Genomic DNA, 13,753 nt, shown 5'->3' on the forward strand with positions numbered 1-13,753 from the left:
TCGCTCCACCACCGTCGAGCCGTGTGAACGTCGATAGCCGACAGATGCGCGAACGTCGAGGGTTTTTAGCCGACGACCCAGTACGAACGAGCGATGTCCGACGTGTTCGTCTCTGCCGGCGCTGGCGTGGTGTTCGGCCTCGCCCTGGCCGCCCCGCCGGGACCGATGAACGCCGTCATCGCCGAGGAGAGCGTCCTTCGCGGGTGGACCGCCGGGTTTCGGGCGGGCCTGGGGGCGATGACCGCCGACGCGACCTTCTTCGTGCTCTCGCTCGTCGGCGTCGTGGCGTTCGTCGAACGGTTTCCCACCGTCCGCGGGGTGATGGTCGGCGTCGGCGGACTGCTCATGCTCTACTTCGCGTACGGTGCGGCCCGCGAGATCGGCGAGACGTTCGATCCGAGCGGGGCCACCGCCACCGACGGTGGCGAGGCGAGTGCCGGCTTTCGGAAGGCGTTCGTGCTCGCGATCACCAATCCGTACCAGATCCTCTTCTGGCTCACGATCGGCGTCGCACTCCTCGAATCCGGGCGGTTCGACGTGCTCGCGCAGACGCCGTACGTCGGCGGCGACCTCGCCGGACTGCTCGTCGTCGAGAAGGGGAGTCCGGCGCTCGTCGTCGGCTTCTTCGGCGGCATCCTCGTCTGGGTGACGGGGTTCCCGGCGGCGCTCGTGACGGCCGAACGTCGCGTCGAGGCGGTCGCCCCCGTCGTGACGGCGCTGTCGGCGCTCGTCCTCTGCGGCTTCGGCCTGCTGTTTCTCGCCGACGCCGCGACGACGCTCCTCTGATCCGGTTCGCCATAGATCCGGCCGCGGAGTCGAGCGGGTGCTCTCCAGCGGTCGTGCGGCCGGTCCCGTAGTGAGAAGTCCTATGACCTGCGGGCGTGGATACGGGGACATGTTCGACAAGTCGACGTGGATCAAACTCCCGCGGAACGTCGTGGTCGGCCACGGCGTCATCGACCAGGTCGGTGCGGCCGTCGACGACCTCTACCTCTCCGGACGGCCACTGCTGGTCACGAGCCCGACGCCCGAGCGGCTGGCCGGCGACCGGCTCCGCGCGCAGTTCGACGTCGAACCACATACAGTGACCGTCGAGACGGCGAGTTTCGGCAGCGTCGAGGCGGTCGCCGAGACGGCCGGAGCCGAAGGGGTCGACTTCATCATCGCCCTCGGCGGGGGGAAGGCGATCGACATCGCGAAGATGGCCGCCGAACGGGTCGACTGTGGCTTCGTCTCGGTTCCGACCGCGGCGAGTCACGACGGCATCGTCTCGGGTCGGTCGTCGATCCCCGAGGGCGACACGCGCCACTCGGTCGCGGCGGATCCCCCGCTCGCGGTCGTCGCCGACACGGCGCTCCTCGCGCAGGCACCGTGGGAGTTCACGACCGCCGGCTGTGCGGACATCATCTCCAACTACACTGCCGTCAAGGACTGGCAGCTCGCCCACCGGCTGAAGAACGTCGAATACTCCGAGTACGCGGGTGCGCTCTCGGAGATGACCGCCGAGATGCTCGTCGACAGCGCCGACTCGATCAAGCCGGGGCTCGAAGAGTCCGCCTGGGTCGTGGTGAAGGCGCTCGTCTCTTCCGGCGTCGCCATGAGCATCGCCGGCTCCTCACGGCCCGCGTCGGGGGCCGAACACCTCTTCTCGCACCAGCTGGATCGGCTCGTTCCCAACACGGCGTTACACGGCCACCAGGTGGGTGTCGGTGCGATCATGACCGAGTACCTCCACAGCGGCGAGAAAGGACAGTGGCGGAACATCCGCGACGCGCTCGACCGGATCGACGCGCCGACGACCGCACGGGGGCTCGGTGTCGCTGACGAGACGGTGATCGAGGCACTCACCACCGCCCACACCATCCGCGACCGCTACACCATCCTCGGCGACGGGATGAGCGAAGACGCCGCCAGGGAGGTCGCACGGGTAACCGGCGTCGTCGAGAGCTGAGCTGGGGCTGACAGCCGACACTGCCGGCACACACGGCGTCGTGTCGGACTCCCGCGGCCCGCCGTGTGGAGTCGGTCACAGCATCGAACGGTCTGGTTCCGTCATCGCGTATGAACCTTCGTGTGCGGACGAACCCGAACACGGATATTCACCCCGTCCCAAGCCCCGTCTATGGCAACAGCCAGCGTGCGCGGGCCCATCAGAGAACACCCCGCAGTCGTGACCGCGGTGCTCTCGGTGGTGGGGTACGCCCTCGTCATCGGCACCTTCCTGGGGTACGTCCCCCGTTCACTGTTCCCGGAACTGACGCTCGCGCAGGTCAATCGCCTCGCCGACGCCATCGCCGTCATCAACACGATCGCGACGCTGCTTCTGATCGCCGGCTGGCGGTTCATTCGCCGCGGCGAGGTCCGCAAACACGCCGCCTCCATGAGCGGAGCGTTCGGGCTCATCCTCGTCTTCCTCGTGCTCTACCTGACGAAGATCGGGGGCGGCGGCACCAAGGAGTTCGTCGGTCCCCAGCTGGTGTACTACGGCTACCTCGCGATGCTCGCGGTCCACATCGTCCTCTCGGTGGTGTCAGTCCCCGTGGTCCTCCACGCGCTCGTCCTCGGCGTCACCCACACCCCCGACGAGCTCCGAGCGATGGGAACCCACCGGAAAGTGGGTCGCGTCGCCGCGGGCGCGTGGATCCTCTCGCTGTCGCTCGGCGTCGTCACGTACCTGCTGCTCAATCACGTCTACGACTGGCGGTTCGTCGAGGCGCTCCTGCTCCCGGTCGGGCTCTGACGCGGATCGACGACGCCGGCCCCTCTTCCGGACGCCGCTCACTCGAAGGCGGGGTCGACGCCACGCCGCCACCAGATGAACCCCGTCAGCGCGGCGAGCGTTCCTATCATTCCCCCCGCGTTCCACCAGCTGAGCGCTCCCGAGACGTATCCGTACCCGGCGCCGAGAACGACGGCGACCGCGACGAGCCCGTAGAGCGTCAGATACCACTCGCCGTACCACGAGGCGAACCGTCGTCCGGCCCCGGTCGAGTCCACGCTCGGCTCCTCGGCGTCCGCGTCCATACGTTCCCCTTCGACCGAACCGACATAACGCGTGTGGCCGCTCGGCCGTCCGTCGGCCGCGAGACCACCGACCCGCTGGCCGGCTTCCGGTAGGATTTATTACGTCGGACGCTCGCTCCGAGATTATGCACGTCGCCCTGGTCTCGATGTTGACGGCGCAACACCGCGAGACCGGTGCGACAGAGCGGACGCGACGGGTCGCCGAGGGGCTCGCCGCCCGGGGTCACGAGGTGACGGTCTGTTGTGCCCGCTGGTGGGAGGGAACCATCCCCGAGTTCGAACAGAACGACGTGACCTACCGCGCGATCACGGACGGACCCGCACCTGGATCGTTCGGTTCGAAGCTCCCGCTTCACCTCGCGAAGGTGAACCCCGACATCGTCCAGGCGGTCAACAGCCCGCCGGGGCACGTGACGGCCGCGAAGACGGCGTGTCGACTCCGGCGGATCCCCCTCGTCGTCGACTGGTGGTGTGACGACCCTGCCGACGACTGGGTGGGGTACAAACGCGCGGTCCGGGCGGCGTCGCGGGTGCTCGTCCCGTCGGAACTGATCCGGACGCAGGTCCGTGAACACGGGGCGACCGCGGAGGAGGTCCGGACCGTCCCCGAGAGCATCGACATCGACCTCGTCCGCGACGCCCCCGTCGATCGGCGGGCCGACGTCGTCTACGCCAACGACCTCGACGAGACGGCCAACGTCGAGTCGGTGCTCCTCGCGCTCGCGGAACTCCGAACGCGTCGGTGGCGCGCCGCGATCATCGGCGACGGGCCGCGCCGGGCGGCGGCCGAGCAGATGGCTGCCGACCTCCGTATCGACGACCGGGTGGCGTTCCTCGGCGACCTCCCACCCGAAGAGTTCGTCCCGATCCTGAAGGGGGCACGGGTGTTCGCCCAGACGGCCGAGCAGAAACCGTTCGCGACCGAACTGCTCTGGGCACTGGCCTGCGGATGCGTCGGTCTCGTCGAGTACCAGGCCGGATCGAGCGCACACGAACTCGTCACGGGGGCGGCCCGGGGACGGCGCGTCACCTCGCCGCAGGAGCTGGCCGACGCCATCGTCGACGCCACGGACGACGGGGACGCAACCGTGAACGGGGCGTACGACGAGTACGATCACGACGCCGTCCTCGACCGCTACCTCGAGATCTACCGCGCGGCGATCGACGACCACGGGTTCTCGTTCGGACTGTTCTGAGCCGACGGCCGGGGTCGTGTCGAGCACGAGGGGATGTTCGAGAACGGACCCCGCTCACCCACGTGACCGCGACCGCGACGGATCGCCCGTGTCGGCCTACTCGTCGGGCGTCTCGTAGTCGCCGCCGTACTTGAGGAAGAAGAAGGCGAGGCCGAGCGTGGCGATCATGGCGAACGTGGTGGCGACGCCGAGGGTCTTGGCGCTCTCGGGGACCTGCGGACGACTGCTCCCGCCGCCACCGCCGCCCGTCTCGACGGTGGGGATGTCGCTCCCGACGGCGACCGCGCCGAGCATCCCGAGCGCTTGGTGGGGCGAGCAGTAGTACTTCGTGATGCCCGTCTCCTCTTCGGAGAACGTGTGTTCGAACGTCGTCCCCGCCTCGGACACCGCGGCACCGCTGTCGAGCGACGCCGGGCCCTCTTCGGTGATGACGTTGTGACCGCCACCCTCGCCAGTCCACTCCCAGACGACGGTGGTGCCGGGGTCGACCCAGATACCCGCCGGGGCGAACGCGAGCGCGCCGCCGTTGCCCTCTGCCCCGACATCGACGGTCACCTCACTCTGCCCACGGAGGTCCTCGTAGCCACCGTCGATACCGTCCAGGTAGCCACCGAAGTCCGGCTCTGTCGTCTGTGCCGCGGCACTCCCCGACGCACCCGCGACGGCCGCCGTCCCGCCGGCGGCTGTCAGGAACGCTCGCCGCGACATCTGCGTGTCGCTCATACCCGCGCCTATGGCGCCGCCTGTAGTGAATACTTTGGTTCGCGTCCGTCGGTTCTTTGATTCGCGTCCGTCGGTTCTTTGATTCGCGTCCGTCGGTTCCACCCACGGGAGTGCCGGTCGGGAGGGCGTGGGTCCCAGCCGGGCCGCACAGCGGCGACTACAGCGAGTAGTCGTGCTCGCCCGTCTCCGTCCCGAGGAACGCCGACAGCAGATCGACGGTCGCCGCGACGTCGGCGACGTGGACGGACTCGGTCGGCGTGTGGAGATACCGGGTCGGCACCGACAGCGCCCCGACTGGGACGGGCCCGCCCGCGCGCTGGAGGTTCGCCGTGTCCGTCCCGCCGGCGGGGAGCACCTCGAGCTGGTGGGCGATGCCCTCGGCGTCGGCGAGGTCGCGGAGCCGTCGGTTCACCTTCGGGTTCGTGATGACGCTCGAATCCTTCAGCTTCACCGCGACCCCGTCGCCGAGTTCGGTGACGTAGTCGGCCGCGTCGAACGCGGGGACGTCGTTCGCGACCGTGACGTCGAGCGCGATCGCGAGGTCCGGATCGAGGTCGACGCCGACCGCCTGCGCCCCGCGCAGTCCGACCTCCTCCTGAACCGTGGCGACGAAGTGGACGGTCACCGCTGGATCCGAGAGCCGGCGGGCCGCCTCGATCATCGCGAGCAGGCAGACGCGGTCGTCGAGCGCCTTGCCGGTGACGTGGTCGCCCATCCGGATCGTGGTCTGTCGCATCGTCACGACGTCGCCGATCGACACCCGCTCGTCGACCGTCTCGCTCGGGAGACCGAGGTCGACGTGGACGTCGGCGACCGTCGGGTCCTTCTCCTTCTGTTCGTCGGTCAGCGTGTGCGGCGGGACGGAGCCGATGACGCCGGTAAGCGGTCCCTCACGCGTGTGGACACGAACCCGCTGTGCACGGAGAACCCGTGGATCCCACCCGCCGAGCGCGTCCAGCTGGAGGAACCCCTCGTCGGTGACGTGTCGCACCATGAACCCGATCTCGTCCATGTGGGCGGCGACGACGACCTCGTACCCACGGTGTTCGCCCTCGCCGGCGAGCGTGCCGACGACGTTGCCCATCGCGTCCGTCCGCACCTCGTCCGTCGCCGCCGCCAGTTCGCGACGGACGACCGCACGAACCGCGTCCTCGTAGCCCGGCGCGCCGTCGCTCTCCGTGAGTTCCCGGAGGAGATCGAAGTCGAACGCCGCCGGGGTGTCGTCTTCCATATCCTTCGGTCGACGGCGTCGGATATAACTCCCGGCACCGTCGGCGAGTGGGACGGGCGATGTGTCGACGGAGTGGACTTTCGAGGGGTTGCAGCGCCGTCTCGGCGTCCGGGAGATCGTCCGTACCATCGCACGACGGTCCCCGATTTCGTCTGTGATAACCGACACCGAACGTTTATTCGACCGACCACCAACCCGTCACCCGTCAATGACGACGAAGGAGCGAGGGCCGTACGGGAGCGTGCGACGCTGCCGTCGCCTCGTCACTCGATGGCTCACTGCTGGCGTCCAGGAGGCGAGAGCTGGACGATGACCGAACGGACGACCGTCCTCTGCGTCGACGCCGACGACGCCGACCGCGACCGCACGATCGAGGCGTTCGAATCGACACCGAGACTGACAGCCACGGGAGTCGACTCGGTCGCCGCGGCCGAGGAGGCGATCGTGTCGACAGTGGTCGACTGCGTCGTGACCGCGTACCGGCTGCCGGACGGGACCGGGCTGGACGTCGTCGCGGCCGTCCGGGAGCGACACCCCGACGCGGGCTGTGTCCTCTTCACCGACGTCCCGTTCGACGAGATCGACACGCAGAGAACGGCCGGCGCCGTCGTCGACCACCTCCAGAAGGACGACGCGGAGTACGACTACCTCCCCGATCTCGTCACGAGCATCACGACCGCCCGGACGCACACCGCCTACCCGCTCCCCGACGACGAGGACGAGCGGCTCGCGGCGCTGGCGGCGTACGACGTCGACGGGCTGGCGACGGCCGACACGTTCGACCGGCTGACGGAGCTGGCTGCCCGCCAGTTCGGGGTGCGGTTCGCGTTCGTCGGACTCGTCGACGCCCACGAGGAACGGTTCCTCTCGTGTTACGGCGGGGACTGGGAGTCGATCCCGCGCGAGCGAACCATCTGCACCTACGCCATCCTCGAAGAGGACGTCACCGTCATCGAGGACGTCAGGAAGGATCCGCTGTTCGAGACGAACGACCTGCTCGACGACCTCGGCATCCGTTCCTACGCCGGGGCGCGACTGACCGGACCGAACGGCGAGGCAGTCGGGATGTTCTGTGTGCTCGACGACGAGCCGCGGACGTACACCGACGAGGAACGGGCGACGTTGCGGCTGTACGCGGCGGAGACGTCCGAACAGCTCGAACTCAGGAGGCGGCTGACCACAGTCGGGAGGGCCGAACGGTGAGCGCGGAGTTCGGCACCGACGCGACGACGCCGGACAGCCGGTACGAGTTCGACCCGGACCTCCCGCTCCGTCCCGTGGCACACGGCACCTCCGTCGTCGTCCGCGGCGACTCGGCCGCCGCGCCGGGCGATCTCGCGCTCAGGCTGCTCTCGCCGGTTCCGCGCAACGCCGGCGGCACACTGCTGATCGACACCGACGACACGTCGAGGCGGACCGCCGACCGCTGGACCGAGCTCACCGACGCGTCCGCCTCGCGGCTGGCCGTCGTCAGCTGCGATGGTGGCCGGGCGCGCGAACCCGACGAACTCGGTGCGGGTGTCTGTGTCTCGGGACCCGACGACCTGACCGGTCTGGGCATCCAGTACTCGAAGCTCGCGCGCTCGTTCACCGAGGGACCGCGCGGACGGCTCCGGGTCGGGCTCGACTCCGTCTCGACGCTGTTGATGTACGCCGACGACGTCCAGACCGTCTACCGGTTCCTCCACACGTTCACCGGACGGCTCCGGTCGACCGGCCAGCTCGGCGTCTTCGTCTTCAATCCCGAGATGCACGACCAGCGGGTCGCGAGCGTCGTCACCCAGCCGTTCGACGCCGCCGTCGACGTCCGACTGGCCGACGACGGGACCCGAGAGGTGCGCGTCTCGGGTCTGTCCGATCAGCCCACGGAGTGGACCCCGGTCTGACACCGTCGTCCCGTCGTGGTCGGTTCGGCCGCTCCCCGGCCGCCGGGACGGGACGTCGTCGGTCGAGCGCCCGTTCCGGAACGTTTTTGCACCTCATGAGGGAGTGTGCATCCATGACTGACGTCGAAGCCGAACTCCGTGCACAGTTCGAAGAGGCGTTCGGCAGTGCCGACTTCCCCGTTGAGAACCAGATGGATCTGGTCCCTGCGCTCCCCGACGGTCCCGGAACGACGTTCGAGGCCGGCGACGTCTCCTTCTCCGCGATGGAGCTCGCCGCCAACCTCAGCGGACACCAGGAGTTCCCGTACGCGACGCTCGACGAGCTGGTCGACGACGTCATCGCCGCGCTGAAGTCGGAAGGCATGATCTGAAGCCGCCGGATCCTACACCAGGAGACCGACCCGTCGCCACGACTGCGCGGCCGGGAGACCGCTCGACGCGAGCGTTCCTGGGTGAGATCTCGACGTGAGCGTTCCTGGATGAGACCTCGACGTGAGCGTTCGTGGCCGACACCTCGTCAGTCAGCCGTGCGGTCGACTCAAAACGCCGGCATGACCTCCTCGGCGACGGCCTCACAGAACTGCCCCTGGTCGGGGCTGGAGCTCTGGAAGACGACGTGGTCGAAGCCCACGTCGACGTAGGTCCGTGTCACGTCGAGGAGGTCCTGCGGGTCGTCGGTGACGACGAAGGCGTCCTCGAGAGAGTCGGTCCCGACCCGGTCGCCATGTAGCTGGAGGTACCGGGGGTCGGCGATGTCGACGTCGAACACCATCGGGAGGAGCGTACAGCGCCACGGCTTGCAGGGTTCGAGCGCCGCCTCGACCGTGTCGGCGTAGGAGACGTGGATGTGGACCGTCCGCTCGACGTCGCCGGGATCGGTGTTCCGCTCGGACTTCTCGACGCCGCGGTCGACGGCGGGGAACAGCTCGTTCGCGACTTTCTCGGGCTCCTCGTACACCGTGACGAAGCCGTCACCGAGATCGCCGGCCATGCACGCCGAGGTCGGTCCGTTCCCGGCGACGTGGATCGGTGGTGCCTCGTCCGGACCGGTGTAGAGGTTCGCCCCGTCGAGCGTCCAGTAGTCGCCGTCGAAGTCGACGAACTCGCCCTCGAAGAGGGCGCGGATCAGCCGGATCGACTCGGCGGTCCGCCGCGCGCGCTCGACGTACGGTGGCCGGTCGTAGCCGAGGGGGGTCTCGTTGAGCGCCTCGCCCGTCCCGAGACCGAGGAACACCCGGTCGGGGTAGAGGTCGAGGAGCGTCGCGAGCTGGTGAGCGACGTTCGCCGGGTGGTATCGCTCCAGAATGGCCGTCACGCCCGTGCCGATCGTGATCTCGTCGGTGCGGTCCAGCGCCACGGGCATCCACGACCAGCAGTTCCCGCCGTGGGCGTCGGAGCCGTCCGAGAGGTGGTCGAACCACGGGTGGAAGTGATCGTTCACCCAGACGCTGTCGAACCCGGCATCCTCCGCGAGGAGGACCTGATCGAGACACTCGGCGGGCGAGAACTCTTCGAGCGACGCGAAGAACCCGAACTTCGGCATAACAGCACAGGCTCCCCGCGACCTCTTAGCATGTCGGGTCACGACACGGACGGGAGCGGCCGTCGCAGGTGACCACCGGCAGTGCAGCCGTGCAGGAGGAGATCGAGGGAGAGAACCACCCGTGCGTCGTTCCGAACGGGGCGTCACTGCGTCTCCCCGACAGAGCACCACGATGCCGGGCCGAAGAAAGGGGTATACCCGGGCCGGTCGAAGCCACGACCATGTCCGACCCCGACGGCCGCTCACGGCCCGCATTCGACATCGAACGGTACCTCAACGTCCGGAGCGCCTACGGCGCGTCGTTCGCCCCCGATGGGACGCTCGCCTTCCTGATGGACACGACGGGCGTCCCGCAGGTGTGGACGCTCGACGCGCCGGGCGCGTGGCCGGACCAGCGCACCTTCTTCGACGAGCGGGTCACGTTCGTCTCGTGGTCGCCGGAGCGACCCGAACTCGTCTTCGGCATGGACGAGGGCGGCGACGAGCGCCAGCAGCTGTTCGTGCTCACGCCCGCGACCGGCGAGATACGCGAGCTGACGGCGACACCCGAGGCGAAACACCGCTGGGGCGGGTGGAGCCACGACGGCGAACGGATCGCCTTCACCTCGAACCGGCGTGAGGAGTCCGTCTTCGACGTCTACGTGCAGGGCCGCGACGAGCGTGGCGACGACGCGCGGCTCGTGACGGAGGGCGACGGCTGGCTCACGCTCGGCGGCTGGTCGCCCGACGACACCCGGCTGCTGGTGACGCAGGCGTACTCGAACTTCGACCAGGACGTCTCCGTGCTCGAGGTCGAGACCGGCGAGCGACGCCACCTCACGCCACACGAGGGGACGGTTCGCTACACCAGCGCCTCGTGGGGTCCCGACGGCGAGAACGTCTATCTCGTCACCGACGAGGGCGACGCCGACACGCTGTACCTCGCCCGCATCGACCTCGCGACGGGGGAGCTCTCGCGGGTGACCGTCGAGGACGACGCCGACACGCCAGAGAACCGCAACTCGCCCGACGGCGACTGGGAGGTCGACGGCGTCGCCGTCGACCACGACTCCCGCCGGCTGGTCTTCTCGCGGAACGTCGACGGCTACACCGAACTCACGGTCGGCGAGCTCCCGGCACCGGGTCGCGTCGACCCACTCCCGACGCCCGACCTCCCGCGCGGGACCGCCGGTGGGGTGGGCTTCGACGACGACGGCGACCGGTTCGCGCTCTCGGCGTCGGCCGCGGCCGACAACACGAACGTCTACGTCGTCGACGCGAAGACGGGCGAGACCACCCGGTGGACCAGAGCGGCGACCGCGGGCATCCCCCGTGACACGTTCGTCGCGCCCGAACTCGTCCACTACCCGACGTTCGACGGCAGAGAGATACCGGCGTACTTCTCGGTGCCCGACACCGAGGGCGAAGTGCCCGTTATCGTCGACATCCACGGCGGTCCCGAGTCGCAGCGACGGCCGTCCTTTTCGGCGACGAAGCAGTACTTCATCAACCACGGCTACGCCGTCTTCGAGCCGAACGTCCGCGGCTCGTCGGGGTACGGGAAGGCGTACGGCCACCTCGACGACGTCGAGAAGCGGATGGACTCGGTGAGGGACGTCGAGGCGGCCGTCGAGTGGCTCCACGACCACCCCGCGGTCGACCCCGACCGGATCGTCGCCATGGGCGGCTCCTACGGCGGGTTCATGGTGCTCGCCTCCCTGACGGAGTACCCCGACCTGTGGGCCGCCGGGATCGACATCGTCGGTATCGCCAACTTCGTCACGTTCCTCGAGAACACGGGCGAGTGGCGACGGAAGTTGCGAGAGGCCGAGTACGGCTCCCTGGAGGAGGATCGCGCCTTCTTAGAGGAGATCTCCCCGATCAACACCATCGAGCGGATCGAGGCACCCCTGTTCGTCCTCCACGGCGCGAACGACCCGCGCGTCCCCGTGAGCGAGGCACACCAGATCGTCGAGGAGGCGCGCGACCAGGGCGTCCCCGTCCGTGAACTGGTCTTCGACGACGAGGGCCACGGCTTCACCAAACTGGAGAACCGCATCGAGGCGTATCGAGAGATCGTCGACTTCCTCGACGAGCACGTCTGAGCCGGCGAGTCCTTTCCTCCTCGCCCGGCCGAGAAGGTACTCGACCCGTAGTACGTGAACGTAACCGGGATGTCGTCAGCGTGTCGCGAGCAGAACGAGGACGACCGTCGGATCGTCGTTACGGAATTATTTGATGTTGCGACACTGTTATGATAGCACGAATACATTAATCGCCCGATGAGCCAGCGAGACGACACTTCAGACACCGACGAACAGGGCGCGGAGACCGAAGTCGCCGACAAGGCCGACACGGATCGGTCGACCGACACGGGCGCTGGCGACGGGGACCCCCCGACCGACGAGTCCGCCACGCCCGGTGAGGGAGAAACGGACGCCTCCGAGACGGAAGGCGGGGATGGTCCGGAGGCGTCCAGGACGACCGACGAGGGCCCCGAGAAGGCGGAAGAAGTGGAGGGCACCGAGGAGGACGGATCGGAGGAGACGGAAGAGGCCGAAGAAACGGGGGAGATCGAAGACGGGGAGAACCCCGACGAGGCCGACGCGACCGACGCAACCGACGAACCCGATCCCACCACGGCCGGCGAGAGCGGGGCCGACGACTCTCCCGCGCTCGAAGACGAGTCCCCCGGGGGCGTCGTGGAGTCGGAGATCGAAGAAAGCGGAGCGGTCGAGGCGGACACGCCCCCGTCGGCGGCTCCCGAGAAAGGGCTGGACGAGGTGTACTGTCAGAGCTGTGGCGAGCCCATCAAGGCCGAAGCCGAGGTCTGTCCCCACTGTGGTGTCCGCCAGAGTGGATCGTCGAGCGAGGAGAAGAACTCCGCGATCTCCTTCATCGCGTCGCTCATCATCCCCGGTGCGGGACAGGCGTACAACGACCAGATCGGCCGGGCGATCGCCATGTTCTTCGGGGCGATCGTCGCCGACACGATCCTCTTCGTCCTCGGGACGCTCCTCTCTGTCATCCTCATTGGCGTGTTCTTCTTCCTGTTGATCCCGGTCGTCCACGTCGTCATCGCCTACGACGCGTACAACCAGGCCGAGAAGATCAACCGCGGCGAAGTGACCGTATAGATGGGCGAACGCGAAGGACGAACCAAGGGCGTCGACGAGGTCTTCTGTTCGAGTTGCGGCGAGCCGATCAAGCGCGAGGCGGAGATCTGCCCGCACTGCGGGGTGCGAAACCGTCGGGCGCCTGCCTCGTCTCGATCGAGACGGGAGGTTCGCCCGCCCGAGCAGGGGGGAAGCATGCTGGGGGACGCCATCGAATACCCGATCCGTGGCGATGAGGGGGCGAAGAACGTACTGATCGGCGGCGTGCTGTCGGCGCTGTGGTTTCTATTCTTCCTCCCGACGCTGTTCGTCTTCGGCTACCTCGTCCGGGTCATCGCGACGACCGCGGGCGGCGAGGACTTCCCGCCGCGGTTCGACGACTGGGGCCGGCTCGGCGTCGACGGCGTCGTCGGGACGGTGCTGTCGGCCGTCTTCTACCTCGTCCCCGTCGTCGTGTTCGTGCTGATCGCCGGTGTCGGCGGAGTGACCGGTAACGAGAGCCTCGCCACGGCCGGCACCGCCGTCGCCGCGCTCGTCTCGATCCCCCTGTTCGTCGCGTTCGTCTACCTCTACCCGGCAGTGCTAGCGGAGTTCGTCGTCGGCTATCGCGGTGACGGGTTCGAGACCGAGCGGATCGTCGAGGCGACTACCTCGTCGTCGTACCTCGTGGCGTGGCTCGTCGGCTTCTTCATTCAGATCGGCGCGTTCGTCGCGCTGTCGATCCTGGGGCTGATCCCGCTGATCGGTCTCTCGGTGCTGATCGTCGGTCCGTTCGTCGCCTTCGCCGCCAACGTGGCCGCGTTCCGGGCGTTCGGCGTCGCCTACCGGTCCGCAACGGGGACGAGTGCGACCGGCTGAGTCCACTGGTCCGGGGTTTCGGTCGTCGATCGCCTCGCCGGAGTGCTCACGTCGAGGTCGATGCGAGGCGTATCGCTGTGTTCGGATGCCGCGCATCTCCGGCATGACCAGCCTCTCGAGACGGACCGCTCAGACACCTCCCTCCCCACACAGACTTCCGCTCGTGACGACCACGGCCTGAAAGCCGACGGACTCAC

General features: G+C 68.4%; 14 protein-coding genes. 10 read left to right on the forward strand and 4 right to left on the reverse strand.

Annotated features, from left to right (window positions below):
* The first annotated feature begins 129 nt into the window (after positions 1–129).
* The 3 genes from FZP69_RS14815 to FZP69_RS14825 all read left to right on the forward strand — a co-directional run bounded on the left by FZP69_RS14815 (position 130) and on the right by FZP69_RS14825 (position 2,740).
* Positions 130–786 carry a LysE family translocator gene (locus tag FZP69_RS14815; RefSeq protein ID WP_192918691.1) on the forward strand — a complete coding sequence of 219 codons (657 nt, stop codon included), beginning with the start codon at positions 130–132 and terminating at the stop codon, positions 784–786.
* Positions 787–895: 109 nt separating this feature from the next.
* Complete coding sequence (locus tag FZP69_RS14820; protein ID WP_152042170.1) at positions 896–1,951, forward strand: NAD(P)-dependent glycerol-1-phosphate dehydrogenase; 1,056 nt, start codon at positions 896–898, stop codon at positions 1,949–1,951.
* 171 nt (positions 1,952–2,122) lie between these two features.
* The gene (locus FZP69_RS14825) at positions 2,123–2,740 is read left to right on the forward strand and encodes a DUF420 domain-containing protein (protein ID WP_152042171.1); all 618 of its coding nucleotides are present in this window, start codon (positions 2,123–2,125) and stop codon (positions 2,738–2,740) included.
* Between the two features lie 38 nt (positions 2,741–2,778).
* Here the strand turns inward: FZP69_RS14825 and FZP69_RS14830 are convergent, their stop codons facing one another.
* Entirely contained in the window at positions 2,779–3,024 is a 246-nt protein-coding gene (locus FZP69_RS14830) for a hypothetical protein (protein ID WP_152042172.1), read from the reverse strand.
* A gap of 125 nt (positions 3,025–3,149) precedes the next feature.
* On the opposite strand from FZP69_RS14830, the gene FZP69_RS14835 reads away from it, so the two are divergent.
* On the forward strand, positions 3,150–4,220 hold the full coding sequence (locus FZP69_RS14835; protein ID WP_152042173.1) for a glycosyltransferase: 1,071 nt from the start codon (positions 3,150–3,152) through the stop codon (positions 4,218–4,220).
* Between the two features lie 96 nt (positions 4,221–4,316).
* On the opposite strand, the gene FZP69_RS14840 is transcribed toward FZP69_RS14835, so the two are convergent.
* Positions 4,317–4,928 (reverse strand): halocyanin domain-containing protein, encoded by a 612-nt coding sequence (locus tag FZP69_RS14840; protein WP_394350169.1) that lies wholly within the window; start codon positions 4,926–4,928, stop codon positions 4,317–4,319.
* 172 nt (positions 4,929–5,100) lie between these two features.
* Positions 5,101–6,174, reverse strand: coding sequence for a M42 family metallopeptidase (locus FZP69_RS14845; protein ID WP_152042175.1), 1,074 nt, complete (start codon positions 6,172–6,174; stop codon positions 5,101–5,103).
* Positions 6,175–6,483: 309 nt separating this feature from the next.
* On the opposite strand from FZP69_RS14845, the gene FZP69_RS14850 reads away from it, so the two are divergent.
* The 3 genes from FZP69_RS14850 to FZP69_RS14860 all read left to right on the forward strand — a co-directional run bounded on the left by FZP69_RS14850 (position 6,484) and on the right by FZP69_RS14860 (position 8,431).
* Positions 6,484–7,377, forward strand: a complete 894-nt coding sequence (locus tag FZP69_RS14850) for a GAF domain-containing protein (RefSeq protein ID WP_192918595.1) — start codon at positions 6,484–6,486, stop codon at positions 7,375–7,377.
* Positions 7,374–8,060: a DUF7504 family protein gene (locus FZP69_RS14855; RefSeq protein ID WP_152042177.1), complete on the forward strand. Its 687-nt coding sequence runs from the start codon at positions 7,374–7,376 to the stop codon at positions 8,058–8,060. Before FZP69_RS14850 ends, FZP69_RS14855 begins: the two co-directional genes overlap by 4 nt.
* Positions 8,061–8,173: 113 nt before the next feature.
* The gene (locus FZP69_RS14860; protein ID WP_152042178.1) at positions 8,174–8,431 is read left to right on the forward strand and encodes an MTH865 family protein; all 258 of its coding nucleotides are present in this window, start codon (positions 8,174–8,176) and stop codon (positions 8,429–8,431) included.
* Positions 8,432–8,598: 167 nt separating this feature from the next.
* Here FZP69_RS14860 and FZP69_RS14865 read toward each other — a convergent pair whose 3' ends face one another.
* A complete protein-coding gene (locus FZP69_RS14865; RefSeq protein ID WP_192918596.1) occupies positions 8,599–9,603 on the reverse strand; it encodes an LLM class flavin-dependent oxidoreductase in 1,005 nt (334 codons plus the stop codon).
* Positions 9,604–9,824: 221 nt separating this feature from the next.
* Here FZP69_RS14865 and FZP69_RS14870 point away from each other — a divergent pair, with 221 nt between their 5' ends.
* The 3 genes from FZP69_RS14870 to FZP69_RS14880 all read left to right on the forward strand — a co-directional run bounded on the left by FZP69_RS14870 (position 9,825) and on the right by FZP69_RS14880 (position 13,556).
* Positions 9,825–11,687, forward strand: coding sequence for a S9 family peptidase (locus FZP69_RS14870; RefSeq protein ID WP_152042180.1), 1,863 nt, complete (start codon positions 9,825–9,827; stop codon positions 11,685–11,687).
* Between the two features lie 177 nt (positions 11,688–11,864).
* On the forward strand, positions 11,865–12,719 hold the full coding sequence (locus FZP69_RS14875; RefSeq protein ID WP_152042181.1) for a zinc ribbon domain-containing protein: 855 nt from the start codon (positions 11,865–11,867) through the stop codon (positions 12,717–12,719).
* Positions 12,720–13,556, forward strand: coding sequence for a DUF4013 domain-containing protein (locus tag FZP69_RS14880; RefSeq protein ID WP_152043398.1), 837 nt, complete (start codon positions 12,720–12,722; stop codon positions 13,554–13,556).
* Positions 13,557–13,753: the final 197 nt, after the last annotated feature.

Origin of the sequence: Salinigranum salinum, from assembly GCF_009176545.1 — an archaeon.
In the GTDB taxonomy this organism is placed as follows: domain Archaea; phylum Halobacteriota; class Halobacteria; order Halobacteriales; family Haloferacaceae; genus Salinigranum; species Salinigranum salinum.